Below are 25122 nucleotides of genomic sequence, written 5' to 3'. Positions count from 1 at the left end.
CCGTCCCGGGCCCTACCGGGGGCCCGGGACCGCAGACCTAGGCCCTGGCCGCCCCGCCCGGGAAACGCCGGAGGGGCGGCCCTCCCCGGGTGGGGCGGGCCGCCCCTCGGGCGGTCGGCGGGCGGGCGGTCAGCCCTTCTGCATGACCTCGGGCTCGTGGCGGCGCTGGAGGCGGGTCACGACGATGCCGATGACGACCGACATCAGGACCAGGATCCCGGCGTCGAACCAGAACTGGCCGGCGTTGTGGCCCCAGATCGCGTCGTACTCGGGGTTCTGGAAGTCCTTGTTCCAGGGGCCGAGCAGGTGCGAGAGGTCGAGGGTGGTGGCGACCATGCCGGTGCCCCAGCGGGCCGGCATCAGCCAGGCGAACTGCTCCAGGCCGGGCTTGGAGAAGACCTGGAAGAGGCAGCCGGTGAAGACGACCTGGATGATCGCGAACATGACCAGCAGCGGCATGGTCTTCTCGGCGGTCTTGACCAGTGCGGAGATCGCCAGGCCGAACATCATCGAGGCGAAGCTGAGCAGGATCAGGCCGAAGCTCATCTCCAGGACCGGCAGGTTCTTGATCACCAGGCCCTCGGAGGGCAGCTTGCGCGGCAGGAAACCGACGGCGGAGATGATCGCGCCCTGGACGACGCTGAAGAAGCCCAGCACGATGATCTTGGACATCATGTACGCCGAGCGGGACAGCCCGGTGGCCCGTTCCCGCTCGTAGATCGCCCGTTCCTTGATCAGTTCGCGGACCGAGTTGGCCGCCCCGGAGAAGCAGGCGCCGATCGCCAGGATCAGCATGATCGTCGCGGCGCCGCTGTTCAGCCCGAGCTGCGACTTCGGGTTCGGCGCGAGGCCGGCGTCGTTCGGGATCAGCACGCTGACCGCGCCGAGCACCGCCGGCAGCAGCACCGACAGCGCCAGGAAGCCCCGGTCGGAGGCGAGCACCGCGGCGTAGCGGCGGATCAGCGTCCACAGCTGCGAGCCCCAGCTCTGCGGCTTCGGCGGGCGGACGGCCTCCTGCACGATCGGCGCGGACTGCGCGGCGGCGCCGGAGTCCACGTCCGCCGAGTACTGCTGGTAGTGCACCGAGCCGCGGTAGCGGCCGGCCCAGTCGTGGTCCGGGTAGTTCTCGAACGCCTGGAAGACGTCGGCCCAGGTCTCGTACCCGAAGAAGTGCAGGGCCTCGTCCGGCGGGCCGAAGTAGGCCACCGAGCCGCCCGGCGCCATCACCAGCAGCCGGTCGCAGAGGGCGAGTTCGGCCACCGAGTGGGTGACGACCAGGATGGTGCGGCCGTCGTCGGCGAGGCCGCGCAGCATCTGCATGACCTCGCGGTCCATGCCCGGGTCGAGGCCCGAGGTGGGCTCGTCCAGGAAGATCAGCGAGGGCTTGGTGAGCAGCTCCAGGGCAACCGAGACGCGCTTCTGCTGGCCGCCGGAGAGCGCGGTGATCCGGTTGTCGGCGCGCTTGTCCAGGCGCAGCTCGTAGAGCACCTCGTCGATCCGCGCCTCGCGCTCGCGCGCCTCGGTGTCCCCGGGGAAGCGCAGCCGGGCCGCGTACTTGAGGCCGGTGCGGACGGTCAGCTCCTTGTGCAGGATCTCCGACTGCGGCACCAGGCCGATCCGCGAGCGCAGCTCGGCGAACTGCTTGTAGAGGTTGCGGCCGTCGTAGAGGACGTCGCCGCGGTCGGCCGGGCGGTAGCCGGTGAGGGCGCGCAGCAGGGTCGACTTCCCGGAGCCGGACGGGCCGATGACCGCGACCAGGGACTTCTCCGGGACGCCGAAGCTGACGTCGTTGAGCAGGATCTTCTTCCCGCCCTTGTGCTCGACCTCGACCGTCAGGTGGCGGGCGGAGAAGGAGACCGCGCCGGTGTCGACGAACTCCTGGAGCTGGTCGCCGACCAGGACGAAGCTGGAGTGGCCGACCGTCAGCCGGTCCTGGGCACCGATCAGCTGGCGCTCGACGCGCTGGCCGTTGAGGAAGATGCCGTTGTGGCTGCCGAGGTCGACGATCTCGTAGCGGCCGTCCGGCAGCTGGCGCAGCTCGGCGTGGTGGCGGGAGACCTGGAGGTCGGAGACCACGATGTCGTTGTCGAGCGCGCGGCCGATCCGGATGGTCTTCATGCCGGCGGTCAGGTTGCGGATGATCGTCGGCTGCGGGCCGCCGTCGTGCTCGGCGGGCGACGGCTGCGGGAAGCCCTGCTGCTGCGGGAACGGCTGCGGCTGGGCCTGCGGGTGCGGCTGGGCCTGCGGGAACGGCTGCGGCTGGGGCTGGGCGTGCTGCTGCGGCCACTGCTGCTGGTGCGGCGGCTGGGCCTGCGCCTGCGGCGGGTAGGGCTGCTGCGGCGCCGGGGCCTGCCACTGCTGCTGGTGCGGCGCGGCGACGTGCGGCGGCGCGGCGGGGCTGCGGCTGGTGGTCGCCTCGTGCCAGGCCTGCGCCGGTGCGGCGGGCTGGACGGCCGGCGCGGAGAAGGCGAGCCGGGGGCCGTTGTCGGCGTTGCCGAGGTGGACGACGGCTCCCGGGAACAGCTGCGCCTGGAGGGTGCGGGCGCCGCCGGTGAAGGTGCCGTTGGTGCTCCCGTGGTCGTCCAGCTGCCAACCCGCCCCGTTGAAGGAGATGGTGGCGTGTTGCCAGGAGACCCGCGCGTCGTCGAACTGGAAGTCCGACTGCGGGTTGCGACCGATGGTGTAGGACCGCCCGGGTTCCAGGACCCGCTGCTGTCCGTTGATCTCGATGACGAGTTGCGGCACTGCTCGTCTGCCCCGCTCTCTCGGTTCCCCCGATGGTGCGCCCCGGTCAGGTCGGGGCGAAATGATCGTGAATCTGACGGGGGAATCATTCCAGCCCGCCGGGCGCGGGTGAAAGCCGCCCCCGCGGACTGTGACCAGGCGGCAACGATTCGCGGACCACCCGTGGACGGCCGGCTCCGCCGCACGTCGGCGGGCACGTCCGCGGGCCGGTCCGCGGGCACGTCCGCGGACCGGCCGGCGAGCCGGCCCGGACGCCCGTCCACGACCCGGACGGGTGCCGTGGCCGTGACGGGCTGCGGGTAGCGTGGGAGGCACCATGAACGCATCGCCCTTGGCCGCCGAGCCGCTCCCCGCATCGCAGCCCCGGACCGAGGACGGGCGCACCCTGCTCGTCAAGGTGTTCGGCAAGGACCGCCCCGGGATCACCACCGGGCTCTTCGCCACCCTGGCCGGGTACGGCGTCGAGGTCGTCGACATCGAGCAGGTGGTGACCCGCGGCCGGATAACGCTGTGCGCCCTGGTCACCGCTCCCCCGGCGCCCGGCGCGGAGGGCGGTCTGCGGGCCGTCGTGCACCGCTGGGCCGAGGACCAGAAGCTCCAGGCCGAGATCATCTCCGGGACCGGCGACAACCGGCCGCGGCGCGAGGGCCGCTCGCACGTCACCGTCCTCGGCCACCCGCTGACGGCCTCCGCCGTCGCCGCGCTCACCTCCCGGATCACCGGGTCCGGCGGCAACATCGACCGTGTCTTCCGGCTCGCCAAGTACCCGGTGACCGCCGTCGAGCTGGCCGTCTCGGGCGTGGCCACCGAGCAGCTGCGCGCCGAGCTGGCGCAGGAGGCGGCCACCCAGCGGGTGGACGTCGCGGTGGTGGCGGCCGGGCTGGAGCGGCGGGCCAAGCGGCTGGTGGTCATGGACGTCGACTCCACGCTGATCCAGGACGAGGTGATCGAGCTGTTCGCCGCCCACGCGGGCTGCGAGGAGCAGGTCGCCGAGGTGACGGCGGCGGCGATGCGCGGCGAGCTGGACTTCGCCGAGTCGCTGCACGCCCGGGTGGCGCTGCTGGCCGGACTGGACGCCACGGTGACCGAGAAGGTGCGCGCGGAGGTCCGGTTCACCCCGGGGGCGCGCACCCTGATCCGCACGCTGCAGCGGCTGGGCTTCCAGGTCGCGGTGGTGTCCGGCGGGTTCACCCAGGTCACCGACCACCTGGTGGAGCAGCTGGGGCTGGACTTCGCGGCCGCGAACACCCTGGAGGTGGTGGACGGGAAGTTCACCGGCCGGGTGGTCGGCGAGATCGTCGACCGGGCGGGCAAGGCGCGCTGGCTGGCCCGGTTCGCCGAGCAGGCCCGGGTGCCGCTGGAGCAGACGGTGGCGATCGGCGACGGCGCCAACGACCTGGACATGCTGAACGCGGCCGGGCTGGGCGTGGCGTTCAACGCCAAGCCCGTGGTGCGGCAGGCGGCGGACACCGCCGTGAACGTGCCCTTCCTGGACACCGTGCTCTACCTGCTGGGGATCACCCGCGAGGAGGTCGAGGCGGCCGGCGTCGGGGGGGGCCTGGCGGGGGGGGCCCCGCGGGCGGGCGGCTCCCGGCCCCGACCACCCCCGGGGGGGGGGGCGCCCGGGGCCCCCCCGCCCCTCGGTCGTTCATCGGGCCGCGCCCGCTCAGTCCTGCGGCGTGAAGTACGAGACCAGCTCGGCGACGCCCGGCTCCACGCCCTTCCAGGAGCCGGAGAAGCTGAGCACCGCGATGGCGGCGGTCGGGAAGCCGCCGAGGCGCAGCCGCTCCAGTGCGTCCCGGTCGCCCTCGTCCCCGGCCAGCACCTGGGTCAGGCCCAGCACGCCCGGGTTGTGGCCGACCAGGACGAGGTCGGCGTACTCCTCCGGGGTCTCCTGGAGGACGGCGATGATCGCACCGGGGGTGGCCTCGTAGACCCGTCCGTCGTAGACGGTCCTGCGCGAGCGCTTCGGGAGCTCGTGCGCGGCGAGCTTCCACGTCTCCCGGGTGCGCAGGGCGTCGGAGCAGAGCACGTAGTCGGGGTTGATGCCGGAGTCGGCGAGCCAGCGTCCGGCCTCCGGGGCCTGGTGGCGGCCCCGGTCGGCCAGCGGCCGCTCGTGGTCGTCGACGCCGTCCGGCCAGTCGGCCTTGGCATGGCGGAGAACGATGATCCTGCGGGGCGTGTCGGCGCTCATACCCAGCAAGCTTGGCAGAAAAGCCGGCCGGGAGCGCGATGCTGCCCGATGCGGCCACCCGGAGGGGCGGGCGGTGCCGTCGTGCGCGGTCCGCGCGGAGGCCGTCCGGCCGTCAGCCCAGGTTCTGGGCGACGGTCGCGACGATGATCAGCAGGACGACGATGCCGCCGATGATCGCGGCGAGCTGGCCGAGCTTCTTGTGGCCGTCGGTGGGGTTCGGTTCGAGAACGGGCATGCCCGGATTCTCCCACCCCGGACACGCCCGTCCACCACCGCCCCCGCCGGCGGGCCGCCTCGTCAGGCCGAGGCGGCGGCGGCCTGCGCCGGGACGGCCTCGTCCTCGATGTGCCGGGACCGGGCGGCCCGCAGGCCGAACAGCATCTGCGGCACCAGCAGCAGCGCCAGGAAGCCGAGCGGCAGGTACCACTCGCCGGTCGCCTGGTAGAGCCGGCCGATCAGGATCGGGCCGGGGATCGAGATCAGGTAGCCGACGCCCTGGGCGAAGGCCGACAGCTGGGCCACCCCGCCGGCCGTCCGGGCGCGCAGGCCGATCATGGTCAGCACCAGCGGGAAGGCGCAGTTGGACAGGCCCACCAGGACCGCCCACACCCAGGGCGCGGCGGCCGGGGCGAAGGCCAGGCCGAGGTAGCCGGCGATGCCGAAGGCCGCCAGCACCACCACGAACAGCCGCTGGTCACCGCGGCGGGCGGCCAGGTTGGGCAGCACGAAGGAGACCGGTACGCCGATCACCATGGTCAGCGCCAGCAGCACGCCGGAGGTGCCCTCGGAGATGCCGGAGTCCTGGAAGATCTTCGGCAGCCAGCCCATCACCACGTAGGCGCCGGTCGCCTGGCAGCCGAAGAAGCAGGCCAGCGCCCAGGCGGTGCGGCTGCGGGTGATCGGCAGCTTCACCGCGCCGGCCGCGCCGCCGGGCGCCGCGCCGGCCTCCTGGCGCCGGGTGAGCAGCGCCGGCAGCCAGAGCAGCAGCGCGAGGGCGCCGAGCGCGGCCCACACCCCGAGGCCGACCCGCCAGTCCCCGCCGAGCGCGCTGGTCAGCGGGACGGTGACGGCCGCGGCCAGCGCGGTGCCGGCGGACAGCGCCATCGAGTACAGGCCGATCATCGGCCCGACCTTCTCCGGGAAGTACCGCTTGATCACCACCGGGATCAGCACGTTGGCGACCGCGACACCGGCCAGCGCGAGCGAGGTCAGCAGCAGGAAGACGGCCGTGTTGCCCGCGAAGGACCGGGCCAGCACGCCCGCGGTGATCGCGCCCATGCCCGCGGTGACCACCGCGACCGGGCCGAGCCGGCGGGCCAGGCCGGGCGCGGCGAAGCCGAACAGGGCGAAGCAGAGCGAGGGGACGGCGGTGAGCAGGCCGGCCACCGTCGGGCTCATCCCGAGGTCGGCGCGGACCTGGTCGAGCAGCGGACCGAGGCTGGTGACCACGGGCCGCAGGTTGAAGGCGGCGGCGGCGATCGCGAGGGCGAACAGCCAGCCGAGGGTGCTGCGGCCGGCCGGGGCGGCGGACCGTTCGGTCTGCGGCCGGGGACCGGTCCGGGGGGAGGTGGTGGCGGGGTCTGCGGTGTCTGCGGCGGACGACATGCGAGTCATCATAGAATGATGGGATGAATTAGCGCATCCACGAATTGGCATGATGGCCCGACCCGTCCGACCCAAGGAGTCCCCCGTGGCGCTGTCCTCGCCGAGGCGCACCCCGCTGTCCGACCAGGTGATCGCCCAGCTCCGGGCCCAGATCACCTCCGGCGAGTGGGCGGTCGGCTCGCGCATCCCCACCGAGGCCGCCCTCGTCGAACAGCTCGGTGTGGCCAGGAACACGGTGCGCGAGGCCGTCCGGGCGCTCGCCCACAACGGCCTGCTGGACATCCGCCAGGGCTCCGGCACCTACGTCCTGGCCACCAGCGAACTCGCCGGGGTGATGCACCGCCGCTTCGCCGACGCCGACCGCGCCCAGGTCGCCGAACTGCGGGCCACCCTGGAGACCTCGGCCGCCGGCCTCGCCGCCACCCGCCGCACCGACCGCGACCTCGCCCTCATCGACGCCGCCCTCGCCCGCCGCGAGGACGCCTGGCGCGCCGGCGACGCCGAGGACTTCGTGCAGGCCGACGCCGCCTTCCACCAGGCCGTCGTCGCCGCCGCCCACAACGACGTCCTCGCCGCCGTCTACGCCGACCTCGGCGAGGTCACCCGCGCCCACCTGCGCCACGACGTCGGCCCCGAACTCATCGCCGAGCGCTACCTCGGCCACGACAAGATCGTCGACGCCATCCGCGCCCGCGACCCCCAGCGCGCCTCCCACGAGGCCGGCCGCGCCATCGGCGCCTGCAACGACCCCGACGCCTGACCCGTCCCGGTTCCGTGCGCAGCGGCCTCTCACCTTGCGGGGGGCCGCTTTTGACGTGCTAACGTCCCGTGAAAATTCGCGGACGGCCGGACTCCGGCCGGGTGTGGACACCACGGGGAGAAGTGATGGCGGATCCGGACCTGAAACTGGGCCAGGGACCGGGGGGCGGGCCGACGAAGGTGTCGACGCCGGCCCTGGACAAGGCGGCCACCTCGTTGGACGGCATCGCCAACGACAGCACCGCGGCCGGGAAGACGGCCGACGAGTCGACCGAGGCCGCGGCCTCGAAGCTGAGCGGCTGGGACTCCGCGGCCGCGCTGCGCGGGGCGCTCAAGGAGTGGCACGAGCAGGTGTCGCAGCTCAACGGCCGGCTCAACCAGGAGGCCGGGATGATGCGGCAGACCCACAGCAACTACCTGAGCGTCGAGCACGGCATCGCCACGTCGTTCAGCGGAAAGGCGTGATCGCGTGAGCCTGCTCGGTTTCGAGGATGTCATGAAGGCCGACCCGTCCGCGATGGCCAAGGCCGCCGCCGACTGGACGGCGATGGCCGGCAAGTACCAGCAGATCCAGCACCGGCTGGAGACCGAGGTGCTCGCCGTCACCGGCAACCAGGGCCTGTGGATGGGCTCCACCGCGTTCGCCGCCAACGCCCACGTCGACCGGACCCGCCAGCAGAGCATCGACGCGCAGACCGAGGCCAAGGCCGTCGCGTCGATCATCACCGACGCCAAGAACGACTTCGAGGCGGCGCAGCGGAAGCTGAAGCAGACCGTCGCCGACGCCCAGGCCGACGGCATGAAGGTGACCGGCACCGGCGCCGTGATGTTCGACGTCGGCGCGCTCGACCCGGCCACCCGGCAGGAGTACCACCACGACCGGGAGTACCAGCAGGAGCGCAGCCAGGCCGCCGGCCAGTGGGCGCAGAAGATCAAGATCTACGTGGAGGAGGCGACCGCCGCCGACCAGCGGGCCGCCCTCCAGCTGCGCCGCGCCGCCAAGGTCGGCGACCTGGTGAACGAGTTCAACGGCCAGGCCGTCGGCGGCGGCGACGAGGCGGACGGCAAGCGGGCCGCCGAACTCGCCGCCCGGCTCAAGGACGGCAAGAGCCTCGGCCCGGACGAGCTCGCCGAGCTCAACAACCTGATGAAGGCCAACTCCGGCAGCCCCGTCTACGGCCAGACCCTGCTCAACGCGCTCGGCCCCGAGGGCACCCTGCTGCTCGCCGACGAGCTGGAGGTCCGGATCAACGACCGGGGCGGCAAGAACAAGGGCGAGTACGGCGAGCTGCAGACCAACCTCGCCAACACCATCGCCGGCGCCACCCGGGACACCGGCGGCACGTTCTACCGGGACTTCCGCAAGGGCCTCCAGGAAGCCGGCGTCAAGAACGTCAACGAGCGGCACTTCGGCGGCAAGAGCGAGCCGATCTACGGCTACCAGACGCTGGCCACCCTGCTCCAGCACGGCAACGCCGGGTACGGCTCGCAGTTCCTGAACGACCTCGGCACCGACATCCTCGCCGCCGAGCGCGGCGACAAGAACCGCTGGTCCTCGCACCAGTTCAACGGACCGCGCCCGGACCTGGAGTACGACCCGGTGAACGGCGTGCTCAAGCTGATGGGCCAGAACCCGGACGCCGCCACGCAGTTCCTCGATCCCAAGGGCCCCGGCGCCGAGGACCGCCTCACGTACCTGCTGCGCGAGCGCGAGTGGCCCACCTCGTACGTCAACACCCTGTACGGCCCGCCGATGATCGACAAGACCACCCACCAGGACGGCCTCGCCGCCGCCCTGGAGGCCGCCGCCACCGGTGACGTCCCCGGCGAGGGCACCCACAACGGCGGCCCGCACACCCCGGCGCAGGCCCGGGTGATGCAGGGCGTCGTCGACGCGCTGGACGCCGAGGGCAAGGGCGCGGAGGACGTGCACGACGACCTGAAGAAGCCGATCGCCAACGCGCTGTCGGACTACGTCGACGACACGCACCTGATACTCAGCGAGGACGTCTCCACCGCCCAGCACAACGGCGCCTGGGAGAAGAACGGCGAGGGCCACCTCGGCGGCAGCTCCGACCACCTCGTCCGGGTCATGCGCGGCGTCTCCGACGACCCGGAGGCCTATGCCACGCTCTACGGCGCCGAGCGGGCCAAGGCGGCCGAGGCCCTGGCCGCCCTCCCGCCCGATCCGCAGCACGCCGCGGAGGAGCGGGACATCCCGGCCCGACAGGTCGGCACGGCGCTCGGTGCCTACGACGCGATCCGCTCCTCCGTCATCCTGGACGAGAAGGACGACCGGATGGAATGGGCCGAGAAGACCGGCGAGCTCGCCTCCATGGTGAACGGCAACGTGACCGGGTTCATCCCCGAGGTCGGCGACCTCGCGGGCGGCCTCGTCGACCTGGGCATCTCCGAGTGGACCGACAACATCAAGGAGGACGCCCAGAACGCGGGCAACTCCAAGTCCGCCGACGCCCACTACGCCGCGCTGACCCAGGGCAAGGTCATGGCGGCGGGCTGGGGCGAGGCGACCCACGCGAGCAGCGGGGCGGCCAACGTGGTCAACCAGGAGATGGCCACCGGCCACACCACCGGCCACGCGAACGCGATGAGCGCCCTCGGACGGAACGGTCAGAAGTGAGGCTCTCCCGGCGCGCCTGGACGCTCGTCGCCGCCGCCCTCGTCCTCGTGCTGGGGGCCGGCGGCTTCGCGACCTGGCGCTACACCAACCTCTTCGTCCCGGACCGCCTCTGCGACGGCGCCGTCGCGACGAAGGACGTCCAGCGGCTCCTGGGCGACGGCAGGATCGAGGTCGTCCAGAGCCGCCTCGCCGGGGACCGCGCCGCGCCGGAGGGCCGCTGCGTGATCGAGGTCGCGGGCGGCGCCGACCTCACCCTGCAGACCCACGGCGTCGACCGCGCCGACGAGCGCAGTCCCGTCGACCCCGCGATGTCGCAGCCGGACCGGGGGCCGCTCGGCGCCTTCGCCAACGACACCGGCTGGCTGGTCCTGCCGGCGGGCTGCCGCAAGGCCTCGGGCAGCGGGACGGAGGCCTTCCCGGACCGGGACGCCGACATCCTCAGCGCCGATGTGCGCCACCGCGGCAAGCACGGCCTCAGGTGGCAGGACGAGCCGTCGAAGGAGACTCCGGACCAGGAGGCCCGCTCCGCCCTGGCCCGGCTCGCCGCCGACTTCGGCGCGGCGCTCGCCAGGTCGTCCGGCTGCGGCTCCGGCGACGTCCCGGACATGCACCTCACGGCTCCCGGCACGGCCGTCGAGCCCGCCACCGACGGGCGGCTGTGCGGTCTGCCGGGGGTGGGCACCGGCGAGAACAAGCAGGACCTGGCCCAGCGGGTCAGCGACCCGGCGGCGCCGCTGCAGTCCTGCTGGGTCTACAGCCGGATCATGAGCGAGCCCGCGATCCGCTTCACCAGCACCACCGACACCCGCTATCCGGCCTTCGTCGCCCGGCGGGCGACGCTGGACGCCCCCCTGCCGGCGGGCTGGCGGGGCACGGGCTCGCACGGCGACGTCCACGCGCCGTGCGGGAAGGACGACCTCTTCCTCCACCTGTCCGGACGGGAGGACCTCACCGCTCCCCGCGACAGGTCGGCCTTCAGCACGCCGCTGTTCACCTCCTGGGTCAACGCCGTCGCCGCGCAGCGCGGCTGCGAGCCGGTCGCGCCCCGGTAGCACCGACGCCGCGGCCCGGCGCCCCACCCGAGCGGGAGGGGCGCCGGGCCGCGGCGGGTGCGGGAGGCGTCAGGCGCCGATGGCGTGCAGGCCGCCGTCGACGTGGACGATCTCGCCGGTGGTCTTCGGGAACCAGTCCGACAGCAGGGCGACGACGCCGCGGCCGGCCGGCTCCGGGTCGTTCAGGTCCCACTTCATCGGCGAGCGGTTGTCCCAGGTGGCGGCCAGGTCGCCGAAGCCCGGGATGGACTTGGCGGCCATCGAGCCGAGCGGGCCGGCCGAGACCAGGTTGCAGCGGATGTCCCGCTCGCCCAGGTAGCGGGCCAGGTAGCGGTTGGTGGACTCCAGGGCGGCCTTGGCCGGGCCCATCCAGTCGTACTGCGGCCAGGCGAACTGCGCGTCGAAGGTGAGGCCGACGACCGAGCCGCCGTCCTGCATCAGCGGCAGCAGCGCCGTGGTCAGCGACTTCAGCGAGTACGCCGAGACGTGCATGGCGGTGGCCACGGACTCCCACGGCGTGTTCAGGAAGTTGCCGCCCAGGGCGTCCTGCGGGGCGAAGCCGATCGAGTGGACGATGCCGTCCAGGCTCGGCAGGTACTCGCGCACCTGGTCGGCGATGCCGGCCAGCTGCTCCGGGCTGGAGACGTCCAGCTCCAGGACCTTGACCGGGTTCGGCAGCTTCTTGGCGACGCGCTCGGTCAGGCTCGGCCGCGGGAAGGCGGTCAGGATGACCTCGGCGCCCTGCTCCTGGGCCAGCTTGGCGGCGTGGAAGGCGATGGAGGACTCCAGCAGCACACCGGTGATCAGGATGCGCTTGCCCTCAAGGATTCCGCTCATGTCTCAGTGACCCATGCCCAATCCGCCGTCGACGGGAATGACGGCTCCGGTGATGTACGCGGCCTCGTCCGAACCGAGGAACCGCACGGTGGAAGCGACCTCGGCGGGCGCCGCGTAGCGGCCCAGGGGCACGCCGGCGACGATCTCCGCGCGGCGCTCGTCGCTGAGCACCGCGGTCATGTCGGTGTCCACGAAGCCGGGGGCGACCACGTTGACGGTGATGTTGCGCGGGCCCAGCTCGCGGGCCAGCGAACGGGCGAAGCCGACCAGGCCCGCCTTGGACGCGGCGTAGTTGGCCTGGCCCGGGGAGCCGGAGAGGCCGACGACCGAGGAGATCAGCACGATCCGGCCCTTGCGGGCGCGCATCATCAGCTTGGAGGCGCGCTTCACGACGCGGAAGGTACCGGTGAGGTTGGTGTCCAGGACGGACGTGAAGGCCTCCTCCGACATCCGCAGCAGCAGGGTGTCGTTGGTGATCCCGGCGTTGGCGACCAGCACCTCGACGGCGCCGTGCGCGGCCTCGACCTCGGTCAGGGCGGCGTCCACCTGGGCGCTGTCGGTGATGTCGCAGCGCACCGCGAGCACGTCGTACTTGGCCAGCTGCTCGGGCACCTCACCCGACCGGCTGGTGATGGCGACCTTGTCGCCCGCCTCGGCGAAGGCCTGGGCGATCGCGAGGCCGATGCCCCGGTTGCCTCCGGTGACGAGAACCGAGCGGCTCAACGATCCACCTCTCTCCGTTGGGTGCGCACGCCGTGATGCCCGCGCGCCACTGCGTGATGTCCGCGTACGTCGCAACGAGTACGCGATGCTTGACGCTATCGGTCGTTCCCGCGCCGCGACGAATCGGTCTCCCACAGCGCCGCACCGACGGAACTGTCGGTACCCGACAATCCGTGTCCGGCCGGCTTCCCGCTATGCGCCCGGCGGTCCCCGCCGCGTTGTCGTGTCCACTGAGCCGGCCGTCCGGGAACCCCACGCCGGGGCATGCCCGTTGTGCCCCTGGTGCGGCACCACGCCGGGGCCGCCGCACCGGGCCCGCAGCGGCCCGCAGCCGGAAACCGGCCCCGGTGACGAGCGGAGGCGGAGCGCGCAATGAGCGAGGCACGGGCCGGGACCACCCAACGGCGCGGACGACTGGCGGCCCTGGCCGCGCTGGCGGCCGGCGCGGGAGCGGTCGCCTGGGCGCTGCGCGACCTCCCGGCGGCGTTCGGCCGCCGGCCGGACGGCGAGCGGGAGGAGCGGCTGCGCAACTCCCCCCAGTACCGCGACGGGGTCTTCCACAACGCGCCCTCCGTGCTGGCCCGGGCGTCCGCGCCGACTGGCATCGACCCGGGCACGCTGCGCCGGGTGCTGTTCCAGCGCGAGGGCCGCACGCCGGGCCGGCCGGTGCCCACCGTCCGCCCGGCCGACGCCGCGGGCCCGGCCGCCGAGGGCGTGGCGGTCACCTGGTACGGGCACGCCTCGGCGCTGGTGGAGATCGAGGGGTCACGGGTGCTGCTCGACCCGGTGTGGAGCGAGCGCTGCTCCCCCGCCGCGCAGGTCGGCCCGCGCCGGCTGCACCCGGTGCCGGTGGAGCTGGAGGAGCTGCCGCAGGTGGACGCGGTGCTCATCTCGCACGACCACTACGACCACCTGGACCTGGCGACGGTCCGGCGGCTGGTGCGCAGCCAGTCCGCGCCGTTCGCGGTCCCGCTCGGCATCGGCGCCCACCTGCGCCGCTGGGGCGTGCCCGAACACCGGATCATCGAGCTGGACTGGGACGAGACCTGCACCCTCGGCGACCTGGCGCTCACCCTGACCGCCGCCCACCACTTCTCCGGCCGCGGCCTGACCCGCAACACCACCCTGTGGGGCTCCTGGGTGATCGCCGGGCCGGGCCGCAAGGTCTACTACACCGGCGACTCCGGCTACTTCGAGGGCTACGCGCGGATCGGCGCCGAGCACGGCCCGTTCGACGCCGCGCTGATGCAGGTCGGCGCCTACGACCCGGCCTGGGCGGACATCCACATGACGCCCGAGGACGCCGTCCTCGCCCACCGGGAGCTGAACGCCGGACTGCTGCTGCCGGTGCACTGGTGCACCTTCAACCTGGGGCTGCACCCGTGGGCCGAGCCGGTCGAGCGGCTGGTGGTGGCCGCCAAGGAGCAGAGCGTGCCGCTGGCGGTCCCGCGCCCCGGCGAGCGGGTGGACGTCGACAACCCGCCGGAGCTGGACGGCTGGTGGGAGGGCGTCCGGTAGCCGCCCGGCCGCCGCACCGGAAATGCGCTGGCCGAAACCCCCTTGACGGGCAATGATGCGGTTCGGGCGTCCTTGTCCGTATCGGGGCGCCGCACCGCCGTCCGCCCGACCAGGGAGCCCGATTGCCTCCGCTGCCCCCGACCAGCACGCCCGCGTCCCGCGGCGGCGCCGCGCGCGCCGTCGACCCGCTCTTCCTCGGCCACCCGCTGCGCGCCCTCGCCGACGCCGCCCTCACCCGGGCCCGCGAACTCGGCGCCGGCCACGCCGATTTCCGTCTGGAGCGGGTGCGCAGCGCCTCCTGGCGGCTGCGCGACGCCCGCCCGTCCGGCACCTCCGACAGCGTCCAGCTCGGCTTCGCCGTGCGGGTGCTGCTGGACGGCGCCTGGGGCTTCGCCGCCGGGGTGGACCTCACCCCGGACGCCGCGGCCCGGGTGGCCGGGCAGGCCGTCGCGGTGGCCAGGCTCTCCGGCGGGATCAGCCGCGCGGCGGGATCGGCGCAGCGGGTCGAACTGGCCGACGAGCCGGTGCACCGCGACGTCACCTGGGTCTCCGCGTACGACGTGAACCCCTTCGAGGTGCCGGACGCCGAGAAGACGGCGCTGCTCGCCGAGTGGAGCACCCGGCTGCTGGCCGCCGAGGGCGTCTCGCACGTCCAGGCGACCCTGCTGACCGTCCAGGAGAACAAGTTCTACGCGGACACCTCCGGGACCGTCACCACCCAGCAGCGGGTGCGGCTGCACCCGGTGCTGGAGGCCACCTCGGTGGACGGGCGCACCGGCGCCTTCGACTCGATGCGCACCCTGGCGCCGCCGGCGGGGCGCGGCTGGGAGTACCTGACGGGCACCGGGTGGGACTGGGACGCCGAGCTCGCGGAACTGCCCGCCCTGCTGGCCGAGAAGATGAAGGCGCCGAGCGTCGAGGCGGGCCGCTACGACCTGGTGATCGACCCGTCCAACCTGTGGCTGACCATCCACGAGTCGATCGGCCACGCCACCGAGCTGGACCGGGCCCTCGGCTACGAGGCCGCCTACGCGGGCACCTCCTTCGCCACCTTCGACCAGCTCGGCTCGCTGAGGTACGGCTCCGAGCTGATGCACGTCACCGGCGACCGCACCGCCGAGCACGGGCTGTCCACCGTCGGCTACGACGACGAGGGGGTGGCCGCGCAGTCCTGGGACCTCGTCAAGGACGGCGTCCTGGTCGGCTACCAGCTCGACCGCGCGATGGCGGGGCTCAAGGGCTTCGAGCGCTCCAACGGCTGCGCCTTCGCCGATTCCCCCGCGCACGTCCCGGTGCAGCGGATGGCCAATGTCTCGCTGCGGCCGGCCGAGGCCGGCCCGTCCACCGAGGGCCTGTTCGCGGGTGTCGAGAACGGCCTCTACATCGTCGGAGACCGTTCGTGGTCGATCGACATGCAGCGGTACAACTTCCAGTTCACCGGCCAGCGTGCCTACGCCATCAAGAACGGCGAACTCGCGGGCCAGGTCAAGGACTTCGCCTACCAGGCCACCACCACCGACTTCTGGGGCTCGATGGCGGCCGTCGGCGGCCCGCAGACCTACGTCCTGGGCGGCGCCTTCAACTGCGGCAAGGCGCAGCCCGGCCAGGTCGCCGCGGTCAGCCACGGCTGCCCCTCGGCCCTGTTCCGCAACGTCAACGTGCTCAACACCCAGCAGGAGGCGGGTCACCGATGACCGCGACGACGCAGCCCCACGAACTCGTCGAGCTGGCGCTCGGCCTCTCCCGCGCCGACGGCTGCGTGGTGATCGCCGACGAGGAGTCGACCGCCAACCTGCGCTGGGCCGGCAACGCGCTCACCACCAACGGCGTCACCCGGGGCCGGCGGCTCACCGTGATCGCCACGGTGGCCGGCGCCGAGGGCACCGCCTCCGGCGTGGTCTCCCGCGAGGCCGTCGGCCCCGGGGAGGTGGCGGACCTGGTGCGGGCCGCCGAGGACGCCGCCCGCGCGGCCGGCCCCGCCGAGGACGCGCAGCCGCTGGTCACCGCCGGCGAGCAGGCGAACTCGCCGCACTTCACCGAGCCGCCCGCCGAGACCTCGATCGCCGTGTTCGAGGAGTTCGGCCCGGCCCTGGGCCGGGCCTTCGCCCGCGCCGCCGACCAGGGCGAGCTGCTGTACGGCTTCGCCCGGCACGAGCTGGTCACCAGCTACCTGGGCACCTCCACCGGTCTGCGGCTGCGCCACGACCAGCCGACCGGCATGGTCGAGCTGAACGCCAAGACCGCCGACCTGTCCGGCTCGGCCTGGACCGGCGCCTCCACCCGGGACTTCGCCGACGTGGACGTCACCGCCCTGCACGCCGAGGCGACCCGGCGGCTCGGCTGGGGCAGCCGCCGGATCGACCTGCCGGCCGGCCGCTACGAGACGCTGCTGCCGCCGTCCGCCGTCGCCGACCTCATGGTGTACCTGACGTGGTCGGCCGGCGGCCGGGACGCCTTCGAGGGCCGCACGGTCTTCTCCAGGCCCGGCGGCGGGACGCGGATCGGCGAGAAGCTGGCCGGGCTGCCGCTGACGCTGCGCTCGGACCCGCACGAGCCGGGCCTGGAGTGCGCGCCGTTCGTGCTGGCCCCCGCCGGCGAGGGCGAGTCCTCGGTGTTCGACAACGGCCTGCCACTGACCGCCACCGACTGGATCCGCGACGGCGAGCTGACCGCCCTGGTCACCAACCGGCACTCGGCGGCCCTGGGCGGACTGCCGGTGCGCCCGGAGGTCGGCAACCTCGTGCTGGAGACGGCCGGCCAGGAGGACGCGCCGACCCTGGAGGAGATGATCGCCCGGACCGAGCGCGGCCTGCTGCTCACCTGCCTCTGGTACATCCGCGAGGTGGACCCGGCGACGCTGCTGCTGACCGGCCTGACCCGGGACGGCGTCTACCTGGTGGAGAACGGCGAGGTGGTCGGGGCGGTCAACAACTTCCGCTTCAACGAGTCGCCGGTGGACCTGCTCGGGCGGATCACCGAGGCCGGCCGCACGGAGCGCTGCCTGCCGCGCGAGTGGAGCGACTGGTTCACCCGGACGGCGATGCCGCCGGTGCGGGTGTCCGGATTCAACATGAGCTCGGTCAGCCAGGCCTCGTAGCCGGGCGGCCCGACCGGAGAGGAACGACAGGCGTGGACGAGAAGCGCGTGGTGCGGACCAGCAGGATGCTGTCGGGCATCCTGCGGCACGACCCGGGCCGGGTGGGGATCACCCTGGACGCGGCCGGCTGGGTGCGGGTGGACGTGCTGCTCGGCGCGCTGGCGGCCCGGGGCACCCGGCTGACCAGGGCCGAGCTGGACCACGTGGTGGCCACCAACAACAAGCGCCGCTTCGCCTACTCGCCGGACGGCCTGTCGATCCGGGCCAGCCAGGGGCACTCGGTGGCGGTCGACCTCGGTCTGGCCGCCACCGAGCCCCCGCCGGTGCTGTTCCACGGCACCGCGACCCGCAGCCTGGCGGCGATCCTCCGGGAGGGGCTGCGTCCGATGAGCCGCCAGGACGTCCACCTGTCGGCGGACACCGGGACCGCGGTCCGGGTGGGCGCCCGGCACGGCCGGCCGGTGGTGCTCCGGGTGGACGCGGCCGCGATGGCGGCGGCGGGCCACGCGTTCCGGGTGAGCGCCAACGGGGTCTGGCTGACGGACGCGGTGCCGCCGCAGTACCTCTCCCGGGACTGACCGGGGCCGTTCGGGGGACGCCCGCGGACCCGGTCTCGTCGCCGGCGCCCTCCCGGCGTACCGTGAGATGGCCGCGCGGCGAGGCGCGCGGGTGCGTGGACGAGGGCGGTTGGGACATGGGCAAGAGTGCCGGCGGCGGTCGGGTCTACCGGATCACGGGGGCCCGCAGCAGCCTCAGCGAGGACGTCCGCGGGCGGCAGCGCCGGTACGTGGCCTCGATGCTGCTGCGGACGGTCTGCGTGCTGCTCGCGGTGGTGCTGTGGGACGTCCAGCGATGGCTGGCTTTCGCCGCTCTGGCGGGCGGGGTGCTGCTGCCGTACTTCGCGGTGCTGCTCGCCAACGCGGGCCGGGAGCGAGCCCCGGGTCTGCCGTCCACCTTCGACGTACCGCCCACCACGCCGCTGATGCTGGGCCCCGGCGGCTCCGGTCCGCTCGGTGCTGATGTGACGCAGGGTGCTGATGGGGCCGGGCGTGCGCCCACCGATTCTTCACAGGGCCGGAGCTGACCGTCCGTTTTGAGCCACTATCCACCGCTTGTGGGGCCGGAAAGCTCAAAAGAAGCTCAGATTAATCATGCAAGACCTCCCCATACCCACCCCGGGCCGTGACATACTGCGTACGCGCTCCGCATCCCCCGTCGGAGCGACGGACCGACGCCGGGCGGCTCCCCCCGTGGCTGCCCGGCGTCGCCATGCGCGCTTTCTCCCGGCCCCCCGGTGCGTGACAGACTGACGGTGACCACGCCCCGCCGACCGCCCGAGGACGACCGCCGATGCTGCTCCCCGACGCCCCCCAGCCGCAGACCCCGATCTGCTCCGCCAAGGGCTGCCGCGCGGAAGCGGTCTGGGTGCTGGTGTGGAACAACCCCAAGCTGCACACCCCGGACCGCCGGAAGACCTGGCTGGCCTGCGACGAGCACCGCGAGCACCTCTCGCAGTTCCTCGGGGTGCGCGGCTTCCTCAAGGAGGTCACGGCCTTCGCCGAGTGGACCCCCGCGGAGGACTGACCCTCAGCCGCCGATGGCCGACATCGGCCGCTGCGGCTGGTGGAAGTCCGGGTCGTCGATGCCGGCGCCGGCCTTCTTGCCCCACATCGCGGCCCGCCACAGCGCGGCCAGTGCGGCATCGTCGGCGCCCGAGCGCAGGGCGGTGCGCAGATCGGTCTCCCCGGTGGCGAACAGGCAGTTGCGGACCTGGCCGTCGGCGGTCAGCCGGGTGCGGTCGCAGGCGCGGCAGAACGGGCGGGTCACCGAGGCGATCACGCCGACCCGCCCCGGGCCGCCGTCCACCAGCCAGCGTTCGGCGGGGGCCGCGCCGCGGGCGGCGGAGGGCTCGGGGGTGAGGGTGAACCGGGCGGACAGCCGCTCCAGGATCTCCTCGGCGGTGATCATCGCGGAGCGGTCCCAGCCGTGCTGGGCGTCCAGCGGCATCTGCTCGATGAACCGCAGCTCGTAGCCGCGCTCCAGGCACCAGGCGAGCAGTCCGGGCGCCTCGTGCTCGTTGACGCCGCGCATCAGCACCGCGTTGAGCTTGACCGGGGTGAGCCCGGCGGCCTCGGCGGCGGCCAGGCCGGCCAGCACGTCGTGGTGGCGCCGGCGCCGGGTGAGGGCGTGGAAGGTGGCCTCGTCGAGGGTGTCGAGCGAGACGTTCACCCGGTCCAGGCCCGCCGCCCGCAGCGCCGTCGCGGTCCGGGCGAGGCCGATGCCGTTGGTGGTGAGCGAGAGCTCCGGGCGCGGGTCGAGGGCCGCGCAGGCCTCGACGATGCCGACCACCCCGGGGCGCAGCAGCGGCTCGCCGCCGGTGAAGCGGACCTCCCGCACGCCGAGGTCGCGCACGGCGAGGCCCACCAGCCGGACGATCTCCTCGTCGGTGAGCAGCTCGGGCCGGGTCAGCCACTGCAGGCCCTCCTCGGGCATGCAGTAGGTGCAGCGCAGATTGCACCGGTCGGTGAGGGAGACCCGCAGGTCGACGGCGCGGCGGCCGAAGGTGTCGAGCAGCACGGCGGTCCCTTCCCGAGTGAGGTGCCGCCCGGGGCGGCCGGCCCGGCCGCCGTCACGGCGGGACCGGGCCAGCTTAGTCATCACCCGCCGGTCAGTGGGCGCCCAGCCCGGTCAGCGAGCGCACCTCCAGTTCAGCGTACTTCGCCGGGTCGGCCTCGCGGCGGGAGAGCACGGTGCCGACCCAGCCGGCCGCGAAGCCCACCGGGATGGAGACCAGGCCGGGGTTCTCCAGCGGGAACCAGTGGAAGTCGGAGTGCGGGAAGAGCGCGTTCTTCCCGCCCGAGACGACCGGGGAGAAGAGCACCAGCAGCACCGAGGAGAACAGTCCGGCGTAGACCGAGCTGACCGCGCCGGTGGTGGTGAAGCGCTTCCAGAACAGCGAGTACAGCAGGGTCGGCAGGTTCGCCGAGGCGGCGACCGCGAAGGCCAGGGCGACCAGGGCGGCGGCGTTGAGCTTGTCGGCGAACAGGCTGAGCACGATCGCCACCGCGCCGATGGCGGCGGCGGCCCACTTGGCGACGCGCACCTCCTCGCGCTCGGAGACCTTGCCGCGCCGGAAGACGTTGGCGTAGAGGTCGTGGGCGAAGGAGGCCGAGGAGGCGAGGGTCAGCCCGGCGACGACGGCGAGGATGGTGGCGAAGGCGACCGCGGAGATCACCGCGAGCAGCACCGCCCCGCCGGTGGTGCCCGGGCCGCCGCCGAGCTGCTCGGCGAGCTGCGGGGCGGCGGTGTTGCCGGCCGCGTTGGCCGCCTTGATCGCCTTGGGCCCGACCAGGGCGGCGGCGCCGAAGCCGAGCGCGAGGGTCATCAGGTAGAAGCCGCCGATGATGCCGATCGCCCAGAGCACCGACTTCCGGGCGGCCTTGGCGGTGGGCACGGTGTAGAAGCGGACCAGGATGTGCGGCAGCCCGGCGGTGCCGAGCACCAGGGCGAGGCCGAGGCTGAGGAAGTCGAGCTTGCTGGTCTCGGTGACGCCGTACTTCAGCCCCGGTTCGAGGAAGGCGTCGGCCTTGCCGCTGGCGTCGGCGGCGGCGCCGAGCAGGGCGGAGAGGTCGAAGTGATACTTGGCCAGCACCAGGACGGTCATCAGCGCGGTGCCGGCGATCAGCAGCACCGCTTTGACGATCTGCACCCACGTGGTGCCCTTCATGCCGCCCAGGGCGACGTAGAGGACCATCAGCGCGCCGACCGCGACGATGGTCCACCGCTTGGCGGCGTCGCCGCTGACCCCGAGGAGCAGGGCGACCAGGCTGCCGGCGCCGACCATCTGGGCGAGCAGGTAGAAGATCGACACCACGATGGTGGAGATGCCGGCGGCGGTGCGCACCGGGCGCTGGCGCATCCGGAAGGCCAGCACGTCGGCCATCGTGTAGCGGCCGGAGTTGCGCAGCGGTTCGGCGACCAGCAGCAGCGCGACCAGCCAGGCGACCAGGAAGCCGATGGAGTAGAGGAAGCCGTCGTAGCCGAACAGCGCGATGGCGCCGGCGATGCCGAGGAAGGACGCGGCGGACATGTAGTCGCCGGAGATGGCGAGGCCGTTCTGGAAGCCGGAGAAGGCGCGGCCGCCGGCGTAGAAGTCGGCGGCGTCCTTGGTCTGCCGGCCGGCCCAGACGGTGATGCCGAGGGTGGCGAGCACGAAGAGCCCGAACAGGGCCATCGTGAGGCCGCGGTGGTCGGTGGCGGAGCTGGCGAGCAGGTTCATTCGGCGGCCTCCCGGGGGGCGTGGACGACCGCACCGCGCGCCTCGCGGATCGCGGACGCGCCGGGGTCGATCCTCCGGTCGGCGTAGTGCGCGTACCAGGCGGCGATGGCGAAGGTGGTGACGAACTGCATCAGCCCGAGCGCGAGGGCGACGTTGATGTGCCCGACCACCCGGGTGCCCATCAGGGCGGGGGCGTAGCCGGAGAGCAGCACGTAGAGCAGGTACCAGAGCACGAAACCGATGGTGACCGGGAACGCGAAGTTCCGGAACGAGCGCCGGAGGGTGCGGAACTCCGCGCTCTCCTCGATGAGTTGGGTTTCACTGGGGGTGGTGGTGATCGGCGGCGATTCCACTCTGACTCCTCACTCCTTCGGCGTAGCGGTCGCACCAGTGGAAACGATCGAACGTGAGCGAAGTCACAAGCCCGATGGGCGCCGCGCCATGCTAGGAGCGCCGGAGTTCACTCGAAAGAGTTTGACCGTGCTCTGCCAAACATTCACTCCTTCGACGCCGTCCAGTGACCGAACACCACCCGTCCGGGCACAACTGAGGGGTGGCCCGGCGCACCGGACCACCCCTGGTCACCCGTCAACGGCGACGCGTCAGAAAGCGATCCGCACCTTCAGGGCCGAACGGTCGTCCATCGCCCGGTAGCCGTCCGGGACGCCGTCGAGGTCCACCGTGCGGTCGAAGACCAGGCCCGGCTCGATCGCACCGGACAGGACGTCCGGCAGCAGCTCGGGGATGTAGGCGCGGGCCGGCGCGACGCCGCCGCCCAGCGAGACGTTCCGGCCGAACATCTGCCCGATGTCGACGCCCGCGCTGCCGCCGTGCGGCACGCCCACGTAGCCGACCGCGCCGCCGTCCCGGGCGATCGAGACCGCGGTGCGCATCGACTCCTCGGTACCGACCGCCTCCAGCACGGAGTGCGCGCCCCGCCCGCCGGTCAGCTCCCGGACGGCCTCGATCGCCGCCTCGCCGCGCTCGGCCACCACGTCGGTCGCGCCGAACCGGCGGGCCAGGTCGGTACGGGCGGTGTGCCGCCCCAGCGCGATGATCCGCCCGGCGCCCAGCCGGGACGCGGCCAGCACCCCGCACAGGCCCACCGCGCCGTCGCCGACCACCGCCACCGTGGCGCCCGGCCGCACCCGCGCCGAGACGGCCGCGTGGTGCCCGGTCGCCATCACGTCGGACAGCGCCAGCAGCCCCGGCAGCAGCTTCTCGTCGCCCTGCGCCTCCTTGGGCAGCTTGACCAGGGTGCCGTCCGCGAACGGGACGCGCACCGCCTCGCCCTGCCCGCCGTCCGAGCCGACCTGGCCCCAGAAGCCGCCGTGCGGGCACGAGGTCTGCAGGCCCTCGCGACAGAAGTCACACGTGCCGTCCGACCAGACGAACGGCGCCACCACCAGGTCGCCCCGGCGCACGTCGCGCACCTCGGCGCCGGTCTCCTCCACCACGCCGAGGAACTCGTGCCCGATCCGCTGCCCGGCCACCCGCGAGGCGACGCCCCGGTAGGCCCACAGGTCGCTGCCGCAGATGCAGGCGTTCACCACCCGCACCACCGCGTCGGTCGGTTGCCGGACCGCCGCGTCCGGCACCTCCTCGATCCGGATGTCGTGGGGACCGTGGATGACCGTGGCGCGCATCGGGGTTCGTCCTTCGCAGAGGTGCCCGCCGGGGTGCCGCGGGCGACCGGGAAACAATCGACCGGATGTACGACGACTGCACCGTCCACTCTATTCCGGGCCCTGCCGGCCGACCCTGCGCAGGACCCCCGGCGCCGGCGGAGGACCGTCCGCGGTCGGCGGCGGGCCTTATTCTGTTGGGCCATGTACGCGATCCAGCCCGAGACCCCCGGCGCAGCACCGCGGACCGCCGCGGTCCCGGCCCAGCGCTCCGCCGCACCCGCCGGCGGCTTCGCGGTGGTCGACGTCGAGACCACCGGCCTCGGCCGCACGGACCGCGTCATCTCGGCGGGCGTCTACCAGCTGGACGAGGACGGCGACGTCACCGACCACTGGTACACCCTGGTCAACCCGGAGCGCGATCCCGGCCCGGTCTGGATCCACGGCCTCACCGACGACCAGCTGGCCGGCGCGCCCACCTTCCCGCAGATCGCCGAGGAGTTCGCCGAGCGGCTGCGCGGCCGGGTGATGGTCGCCCACAACGCGCTCTTCGACTGGAACATGATCTCCCGCGAGTTCTCCCGGGCCGGCCTGCGCGCCCCGGTCGAGCAGCGGCTGTGCACCATGGTGCTGGCCCGCGACCTGCGGCTGCCGCTGCCCAACGGCAAGCTGTCCTCGCTGGCCGCGTACTTCGGCGTCCACCAGCTGCGGGCGCACAACGCGCTGGACGACGCCCGGGTGCTCGCCGAGGCGTTCCGCCCCAGCCTGGCGCTGGCCCGCTCGGGGGGCGTCCCGCTGCCGCTGCAGTCCTGCGTGGCCGTCACCGACCTCGGCGAGGACGCGCCCGCCTCCCCCGCCCGGGCCTCCTGGACCGGCGCCGCCTACCGGCAGGCCAGGAAGCGCCCGCCGTGCCCGTACCCGAACCCCGGGCGCTGGGAGGACGGCAAGCCGCTCGTCCAGGGCATGCGGGTGGCGTTCACCGGCGACACCGCCACCGACCGCGAGCTGCTGGAGGACCGCGCCGTCGAGGCCGGCCTGCACATCGCCACCTCGGTGAGCCGGCTCACCAGCCTGTTGGTCACCAACGAGCCGGACAGCTGGAGCGGCAAGGCCCGCAAGGCCCGCGAGGTCGGCACCCCGGTGGTCGGCGAGGACGCCTTCCTCCAGCTGCTGCGCGAGGTCGCCCCGCACCCCGGTGCGTGAGCCGGGTGTGAGCAGGGCGTACCGTGCCCGTGTGTACCGTTTTCTGCTCTCCCGGCGCTGGCTGATCGCCCTGTTGATCGCCCTGCTGCTGATCCCCACGACCATCCGGCTGGGGTTCTGGCAGCTGCACCGCCACGAGGCACGGGTCGACCGCAACGAGCTGATCGCCCAGTCCCTCACCGCCGGGCCGGTGCCCTACGACACCCTGTCGGCGGCGCCCGGCTTCGCCGTGCCCAAGGACCTCACCTGGCGGTCCGTGACGGCCACCGGGACGTACGACCCGGCGCACGAGTTCGTGGTCCGCAAGCGGACCGACTCCAGCGGGGACAAGATCGGCTACTTCGTGGTCACCCCGCTGGTGCTGGCCGACGGCCGGGGCACCGTCCTGGTCAACCGCGGCTGGGTGCCCTCCGGCACCTCCGCCACCGACTACCCGGCCGTCCCGGCCGCACCGGCCGGCCAGGTCACCCTGACCGGCCGGCTGCGCGCCGACGAGACCGCCTCCGGCAGCCTGAAGGACCGGGCCGGGCTGCCGGACCGGCAGTTCAACCTGATCAGCACCGGCCAGCAGGCCAAGGAGAGCGGCGCCGCCCTGCTCGGCGGCTACCTGGAGCTCACCGCCACCGATCCGGCCCCGGCCGAGCAGCCCGAGCTGCTGCCCGAGCCCAACCACTCCGACATCGGGCCGCACATGGCGTACGCGATCCAGTGGTGGCTGTTCACCGCGATGATCCCGGTCGGGTTCGTGGTGATGGCGCGCCGCGAGGCCAGGGACCGCCGCAAGGAGGCCGCCGGGGCCGAGGGCGTCGCGGTCGCCGTCCCCGCCTGAGCCGTCCCCGCCGGG

General features: G+C 73.5%; 22 protein-coding genes and 1 pseudogene. 13 read left to right on the top strand and 10 right to left on the bottom strand.

The window, feature by feature from the left end; translation table 11 throughout:
- Nucleotides 1–129 precede the first annotated feature (129 nt).
- Nucleotides 130–2745, bottom strand: coding sequence for an FHA domain-containing protein (locus tag ACF1AK_RS31315; protein ID WP_391502227.1), 2616 nt, complete (start codon nt 2743–2745; stop codon nt 130–132).
- A gap of 316 nt (nt 2746–3061) precedes the next feature.
- Between ACF1AK_RS31315 and serB the strand changes: the two are divergent.
- Nucleotides 3062–4288: pseudogene (gene serB, locus ACF1AK_RS31310) on the top strand (phosphoserine phosphatase SerB); the annotation flags it as partial.
- A 123-nt stretch (nt 4289–4411) separates the two neighbouring features.
- On the opposite strand, the gene ACF1AK_RS31305 reads toward serB, so the two are convergent.
- The 3 genes from ACF1AK_RS31305 to ACF1AK_RS31295 form a co-directional block, all read right to left on the bottom strand.
- Nucleotides 4412–4939, bottom strand: a complete 528-nt coding sequence (locus ACF1AK_RS31305; protein ID WP_391502237.1) for a SixA phosphatase family protein — start codon at nt 4937–4939, stop codon at nt 4412–4414.
- 112 nt (nt 4940–5051) lie between these two features.
- Nucleotides 5052–5174 carry an SGM_5486 family transporter-associated protein gene (locus ACF1AK_RS31300; RefSeq protein WP_344333909.1) on the bottom strand — a complete coding sequence of 41 codons (123 nt, stop codon included), beginning with the start codon at nt 5172–5174 and terminating at the stop codon, nt 5052–5054.
- A 62-nt stretch (nt 5175–5236) separates the two neighbouring features.
- On the bottom strand, nt 5237–6544 hold the full coding sequence (locus ACF1AK_RS31295; protein ID WP_391502226.1) for a CynX/NimT family MFS transporter: 1308 nt from the start codon (nt 6542–6544) through the stop codon (nt 5237–5239).
- Between the two features lie 85 nt (nt 6545–6629).
- Between ACF1AK_RS31295 and ACF1AK_RS31290 the strand changes: the two genes are divergently transcribed.
- The 4 genes from ACF1AK_RS31290 to ACF1AK_RS31275 all read left to right on the top strand — a co-directional run bounded on the left by ACF1AK_RS31290 (nt 6630) and on the right by ACF1AK_RS31275 (nt 10996).
- Complete coding sequence (locus ACF1AK_RS31290) at nt 6630–7304, top strand: FadR/GntR family transcriptional regulator (RefSeq protein WP_380287711.1); 675 nt, start codon at nt 6630–6632, stop codon at nt 7302–7304.
- Between the two features lie 125 nt (nt 7305–7429).
- Nucleotides 7430–7768: a WXG100 family type VII secretion target gene (locus ACF1AK_RS31285; RefSeq protein WP_391502225.1), complete on the top strand. Its 339-nt coding sequence runs from the start codon at nt 7430–7432 to the stop codon at nt 7766–7768.
- 4 nt (nt 7769–7772) lie between these two features.
- On the top strand, nt 7773–9944 hold the full coding sequence (locus ACF1AK_RS31280; RefSeq protein WP_391502224.1) for a DUF6571 family protein: 2172 nt from the start codon (nt 7773–7775) through the stop codon (nt 9942–9944).
- Nucleotides 9941–10996, top strand: coding sequence for a hypothetical protein (locus ACF1AK_RS31275; protein ID WP_391502223.1), 1056 nt, complete (start codon nt 9941–9943; stop codon nt 10994–10996). Before ACF1AK_RS31280 ends, ACF1AK_RS31275 begins: the two co-directional genes overlap by 4 nt.
- A 69-nt stretch (nt 10997–11065) precedes the next feature.
- Here the strand turns inward: ACF1AK_RS31275 and fabI are convergent, their stop codons facing one another.
- Both fabI and fabG read right to left on the bottom strand, forming a co-directional pair.
- The gene (fabI, locus tag ACF1AK_RS31270) at nt 11066–11833 is read right to left on the bottom strand and encodes an enoyl-ACP reductase FabI (protein ID WP_391502222.1); all 768 of its coding nucleotides are present in this window, start codon (nt 11831–11833) and stop codon (nt 11066–11068) included.
- A gap of 3 nt (nt 11834–11836) precedes the next feature.
- The gene (fabG, locus tag ACF1AK_RS31265; protein ID WP_380287706.1) at nt 11837–12556 is read right to left on the bottom strand and encodes a 3-oxoacyl-[acyl-carrier-protein] reductase; all 720 of its coding nucleotides are present in this window, start codon (nt 12554–12556) and stop codon (nt 11837–11839) included.
- Nucleotides 12557–12928: 372 nt separating this feature from the next.
- Between fabG and ACF1AK_RS31260 the strand changes: the two genes are divergently transcribed.
- From ACF1AK_RS31260 to ACF1AK_RS31235, 6 genes are all read left to right on the top strand, one after another.
- Nucleotides 12929–14074, top strand: a complete 1146-nt coding sequence (locus ACF1AK_RS31260) for an MBL fold metallo-hydrolase (RefSeq protein ID WP_391502221.1) — start codon at nt 12929–12931, stop codon at nt 14072–14074.
- Between the two features lie 131 nt (nt 14075–14205).
- Complete coding sequence (locus ACF1AK_RS31255; RefSeq protein WP_391502236.1) at nt 14206–15768, top strand: TldD/PmbA family protein; 1563 nt, start codon at nt 14206–14208, stop codon at nt 15766–15768.
- Nucleotides 15765–17171 carry a metallopeptidase TldD-related protein gene (locus ACF1AK_RS31250; protein WP_391502220.1) on the top strand — a complete coding sequence of 469 codons (1407 nt, stop codon included), beginning with the start codon at nt 15765–15767 and terminating at the stop codon, nt 17169–17171. Before ACF1AK_RS31255 ends, ACF1AK_RS31250 begins: the two co-directional genes overlap by 4 nt.
- 32 nt (nt 17172–17203) lie before the next feature.
- Nucleotides 17204–17749: an RNA 2'-phosphotransferase gene (locus ACF1AK_RS31245; protein ID WP_391502219.1), complete on the top strand. Its 546-nt coding sequence runs from the start codon at nt 17204–17206 to the stop codon at nt 17747–17749.
- 116 nt (nt 17750–17865) lie between these two features.
- Nucleotides 17866–18255, top strand: coding sequence for a DUF3099 domain-containing protein (locus ACF1AK_RS31240; protein ID WP_391502218.1), 390 nt, complete (start codon nt 17866–17868; stop codon nt 18253–18255).
- A gap of 266 nt (nt 18256–18521) precedes the next feature.
- Nucleotides 18522–18755 carry a hypothetical protein gene (locus ACF1AK_RS31235; protein ID WP_391502217.1) on the top strand — a complete coding sequence of 78 codons (234 nt, stop codon included), beginning with the start codon at nt 18522–18524 and terminating at the stop codon, nt 18753–18755.
- Between the two features lie 3 nt (nt 18756–18758).
- Here ACF1AK_RS31235 and moaA read toward each other — a convergent pair whose 3' ends face one another.
- The 4 genes from moaA to ACF1AK_RS31215 all read right to left on the bottom strand — a co-directional run bounded on the left by moaA (nt 18759) and on the right by ACF1AK_RS31215 (nt 23096).
- On the bottom strand, nt 18759–19748 hold the full coding sequence (moaA, locus tag ACF1AK_RS31230; RefSeq protein ID WP_391502216.1) for a GTP 3',8-cyclase MoaA: 990 nt from the start codon (nt 19746–19748) through the stop codon (nt 18759–18761).
- A gap of 91 nt (nt 19749–19839) precedes the next feature.
- A complete protein-coding gene (locus tag ACF1AK_RS31225; protein ID WP_391502215.1) occupies nt 19840–21450 on the bottom strand; it encodes a cation acetate symporter in 1611 nt (536 codons plus the stop codon).
- Nucleotides 21447–21803 (bottom strand): DUF485 domain-containing protein, encoded by a 357-nt coding sequence (locus tag ACF1AK_RS31220; protein ID WP_391502214.1) that lies wholly within the window; start codon nt 21801–21803, stop codon nt 21447–21449. Before ACF1AK_RS31220 ends, ACF1AK_RS31225 begins: the two co-directional genes overlap by 4 nt.
- 249 nt (nt 21804–22052) lie before the next feature.
- Nucleotides 22053–23096, bottom strand: coding sequence for a zinc-dependent alcohol dehydrogenase family protein (locus ACF1AK_RS31215; protein ID WP_391502213.1), 1044 nt, complete (start codon nt 23094–23096; stop codon nt 22053–22055).
- A gap of 183 nt (nt 23097–23279) precedes the next feature.
- On the opposite strand from ACF1AK_RS31215, the gene ACF1AK_RS31210 reads away from it, so the two are divergent.
- Nucleotides 23280–24278, top strand: coding sequence for a DEDDh family exonuclease (locus tag ACF1AK_RS31210; protein ID WP_391502212.1), 999 nt, complete (start codon nt 23280–23282; stop codon nt 24276–24278).
- 31 nt (nt 24279–24309) lie between these two features.
- A complete protein-coding gene (locus ACF1AK_RS31205; RefSeq protein ID WP_391502211.1) occupies nt 24310–25107 on the top strand; it encodes an SURF1 family protein in 798 nt (265 codons plus the stop codon).
- Nucleotides 25108–25122: the final 15 nt, after the last annotated feature.

It is taken from the genome of Kitasatospora sp. NPDC015120 (genome assembly GCF_043080305.1).
Taxonomy (GTDB): domain Bacteria; phylum Actinomycetota; class Actinomycetes; order Streptomycetales; family Streptomycetaceae; genus Kitasatospora.
This window is presented reverse-complemented; position numbering and strand designations above follow the sequence as displayed.

Excerpts from the sequence above, each read along its gene's own strand:
- ACF1AK_RS31300 (WP_344333909.1), bottom strand. The coding sequence starts at position 5,174 with ATGCCCGTTCTCGAACCGAACCCCACCGACGGCCACAAGAAGCTCGGC.
- ACF1AK_RS31210 (WP_391502212.1), top strand. The coding sequence starts at position 23,280 with ATGTACGCGATCCAGCCCGAGACCCCCGGCGCAGCACCGCGGACCGCC.
- ACF1AK_RS31235 (WP_391502217.1), top strand. The coding sequence starts at position 18,522 with ATGCTGCTCCCCGACGCCCCCCAGCCGCAGACCCCGATCTGCTCCGCC.
- ACF1AK_RS31285 (WP_391502225.1), top strand. The coding sequence starts at position 7,430 with ATGGCGGATCCGGACCTGAAACTGGGCCAGGGACCGGGGGGCGGGCCG.
- fabI (WP_391502222.1), bottom strand. The coding sequence starts at position 11,833 with ATGAGCGGAATCCTTGAGGGCAAGCGCATCCTGATCACCGGTGTGCTG.
- ACF1AK_RS31260 (WP_391502221.1), top strand. The coding sequence starts at position 12,929 with ATGAGCGAGGCACGGGCCGGGACCACCCAACGGCGCGGACGACTGGCG.
- ACF1AK_RS31250 (WP_391502220.1), top strand. The coding sequence starts at position 15,765 with ATGACCGCGACGACGCAGCCCCACGAACTCGTCGAGCTGGCGCTCGGC.
- ACF1AK_RS31305 (WP_391502237.1), bottom strand. The coding sequence starts at position 4,939 with ATGAGCGCCGACACGCCCCGCAGGATCATCGTTCTCCGCCATGCCAAG.
- ACF1AK_RS31215 (WP_391502213.1), bottom strand. The coding sequence starts at position 23,096 with ATGCGCGCCACGGTCATCCACGGTCCCCACGACATCCGGATCGAGGAG.
- ACF1AK_RS31225 (WP_391502215.1), bottom strand. The coding sequence starts at position 21,450 with ATGAACCTGCTCGCCAGCTCCGCCACCGACCACCGCGGCCTCACGATG.
- ACF1AK_RS31295 (WP_391502226.1), bottom strand. The coding sequence starts at position 6,544 with ATGTCGTCCGCCGCAGACACCGCAGACCCCGCCACCACCTCCCCCCGG.
- ACF1AK_RS31240 (WP_391502218.1), top strand. The coding sequence starts at position 17,866 with ATGGGCAAGAGTGCCGGCGGCGGTCGGGTCTACCGGATCACGGGGGCC.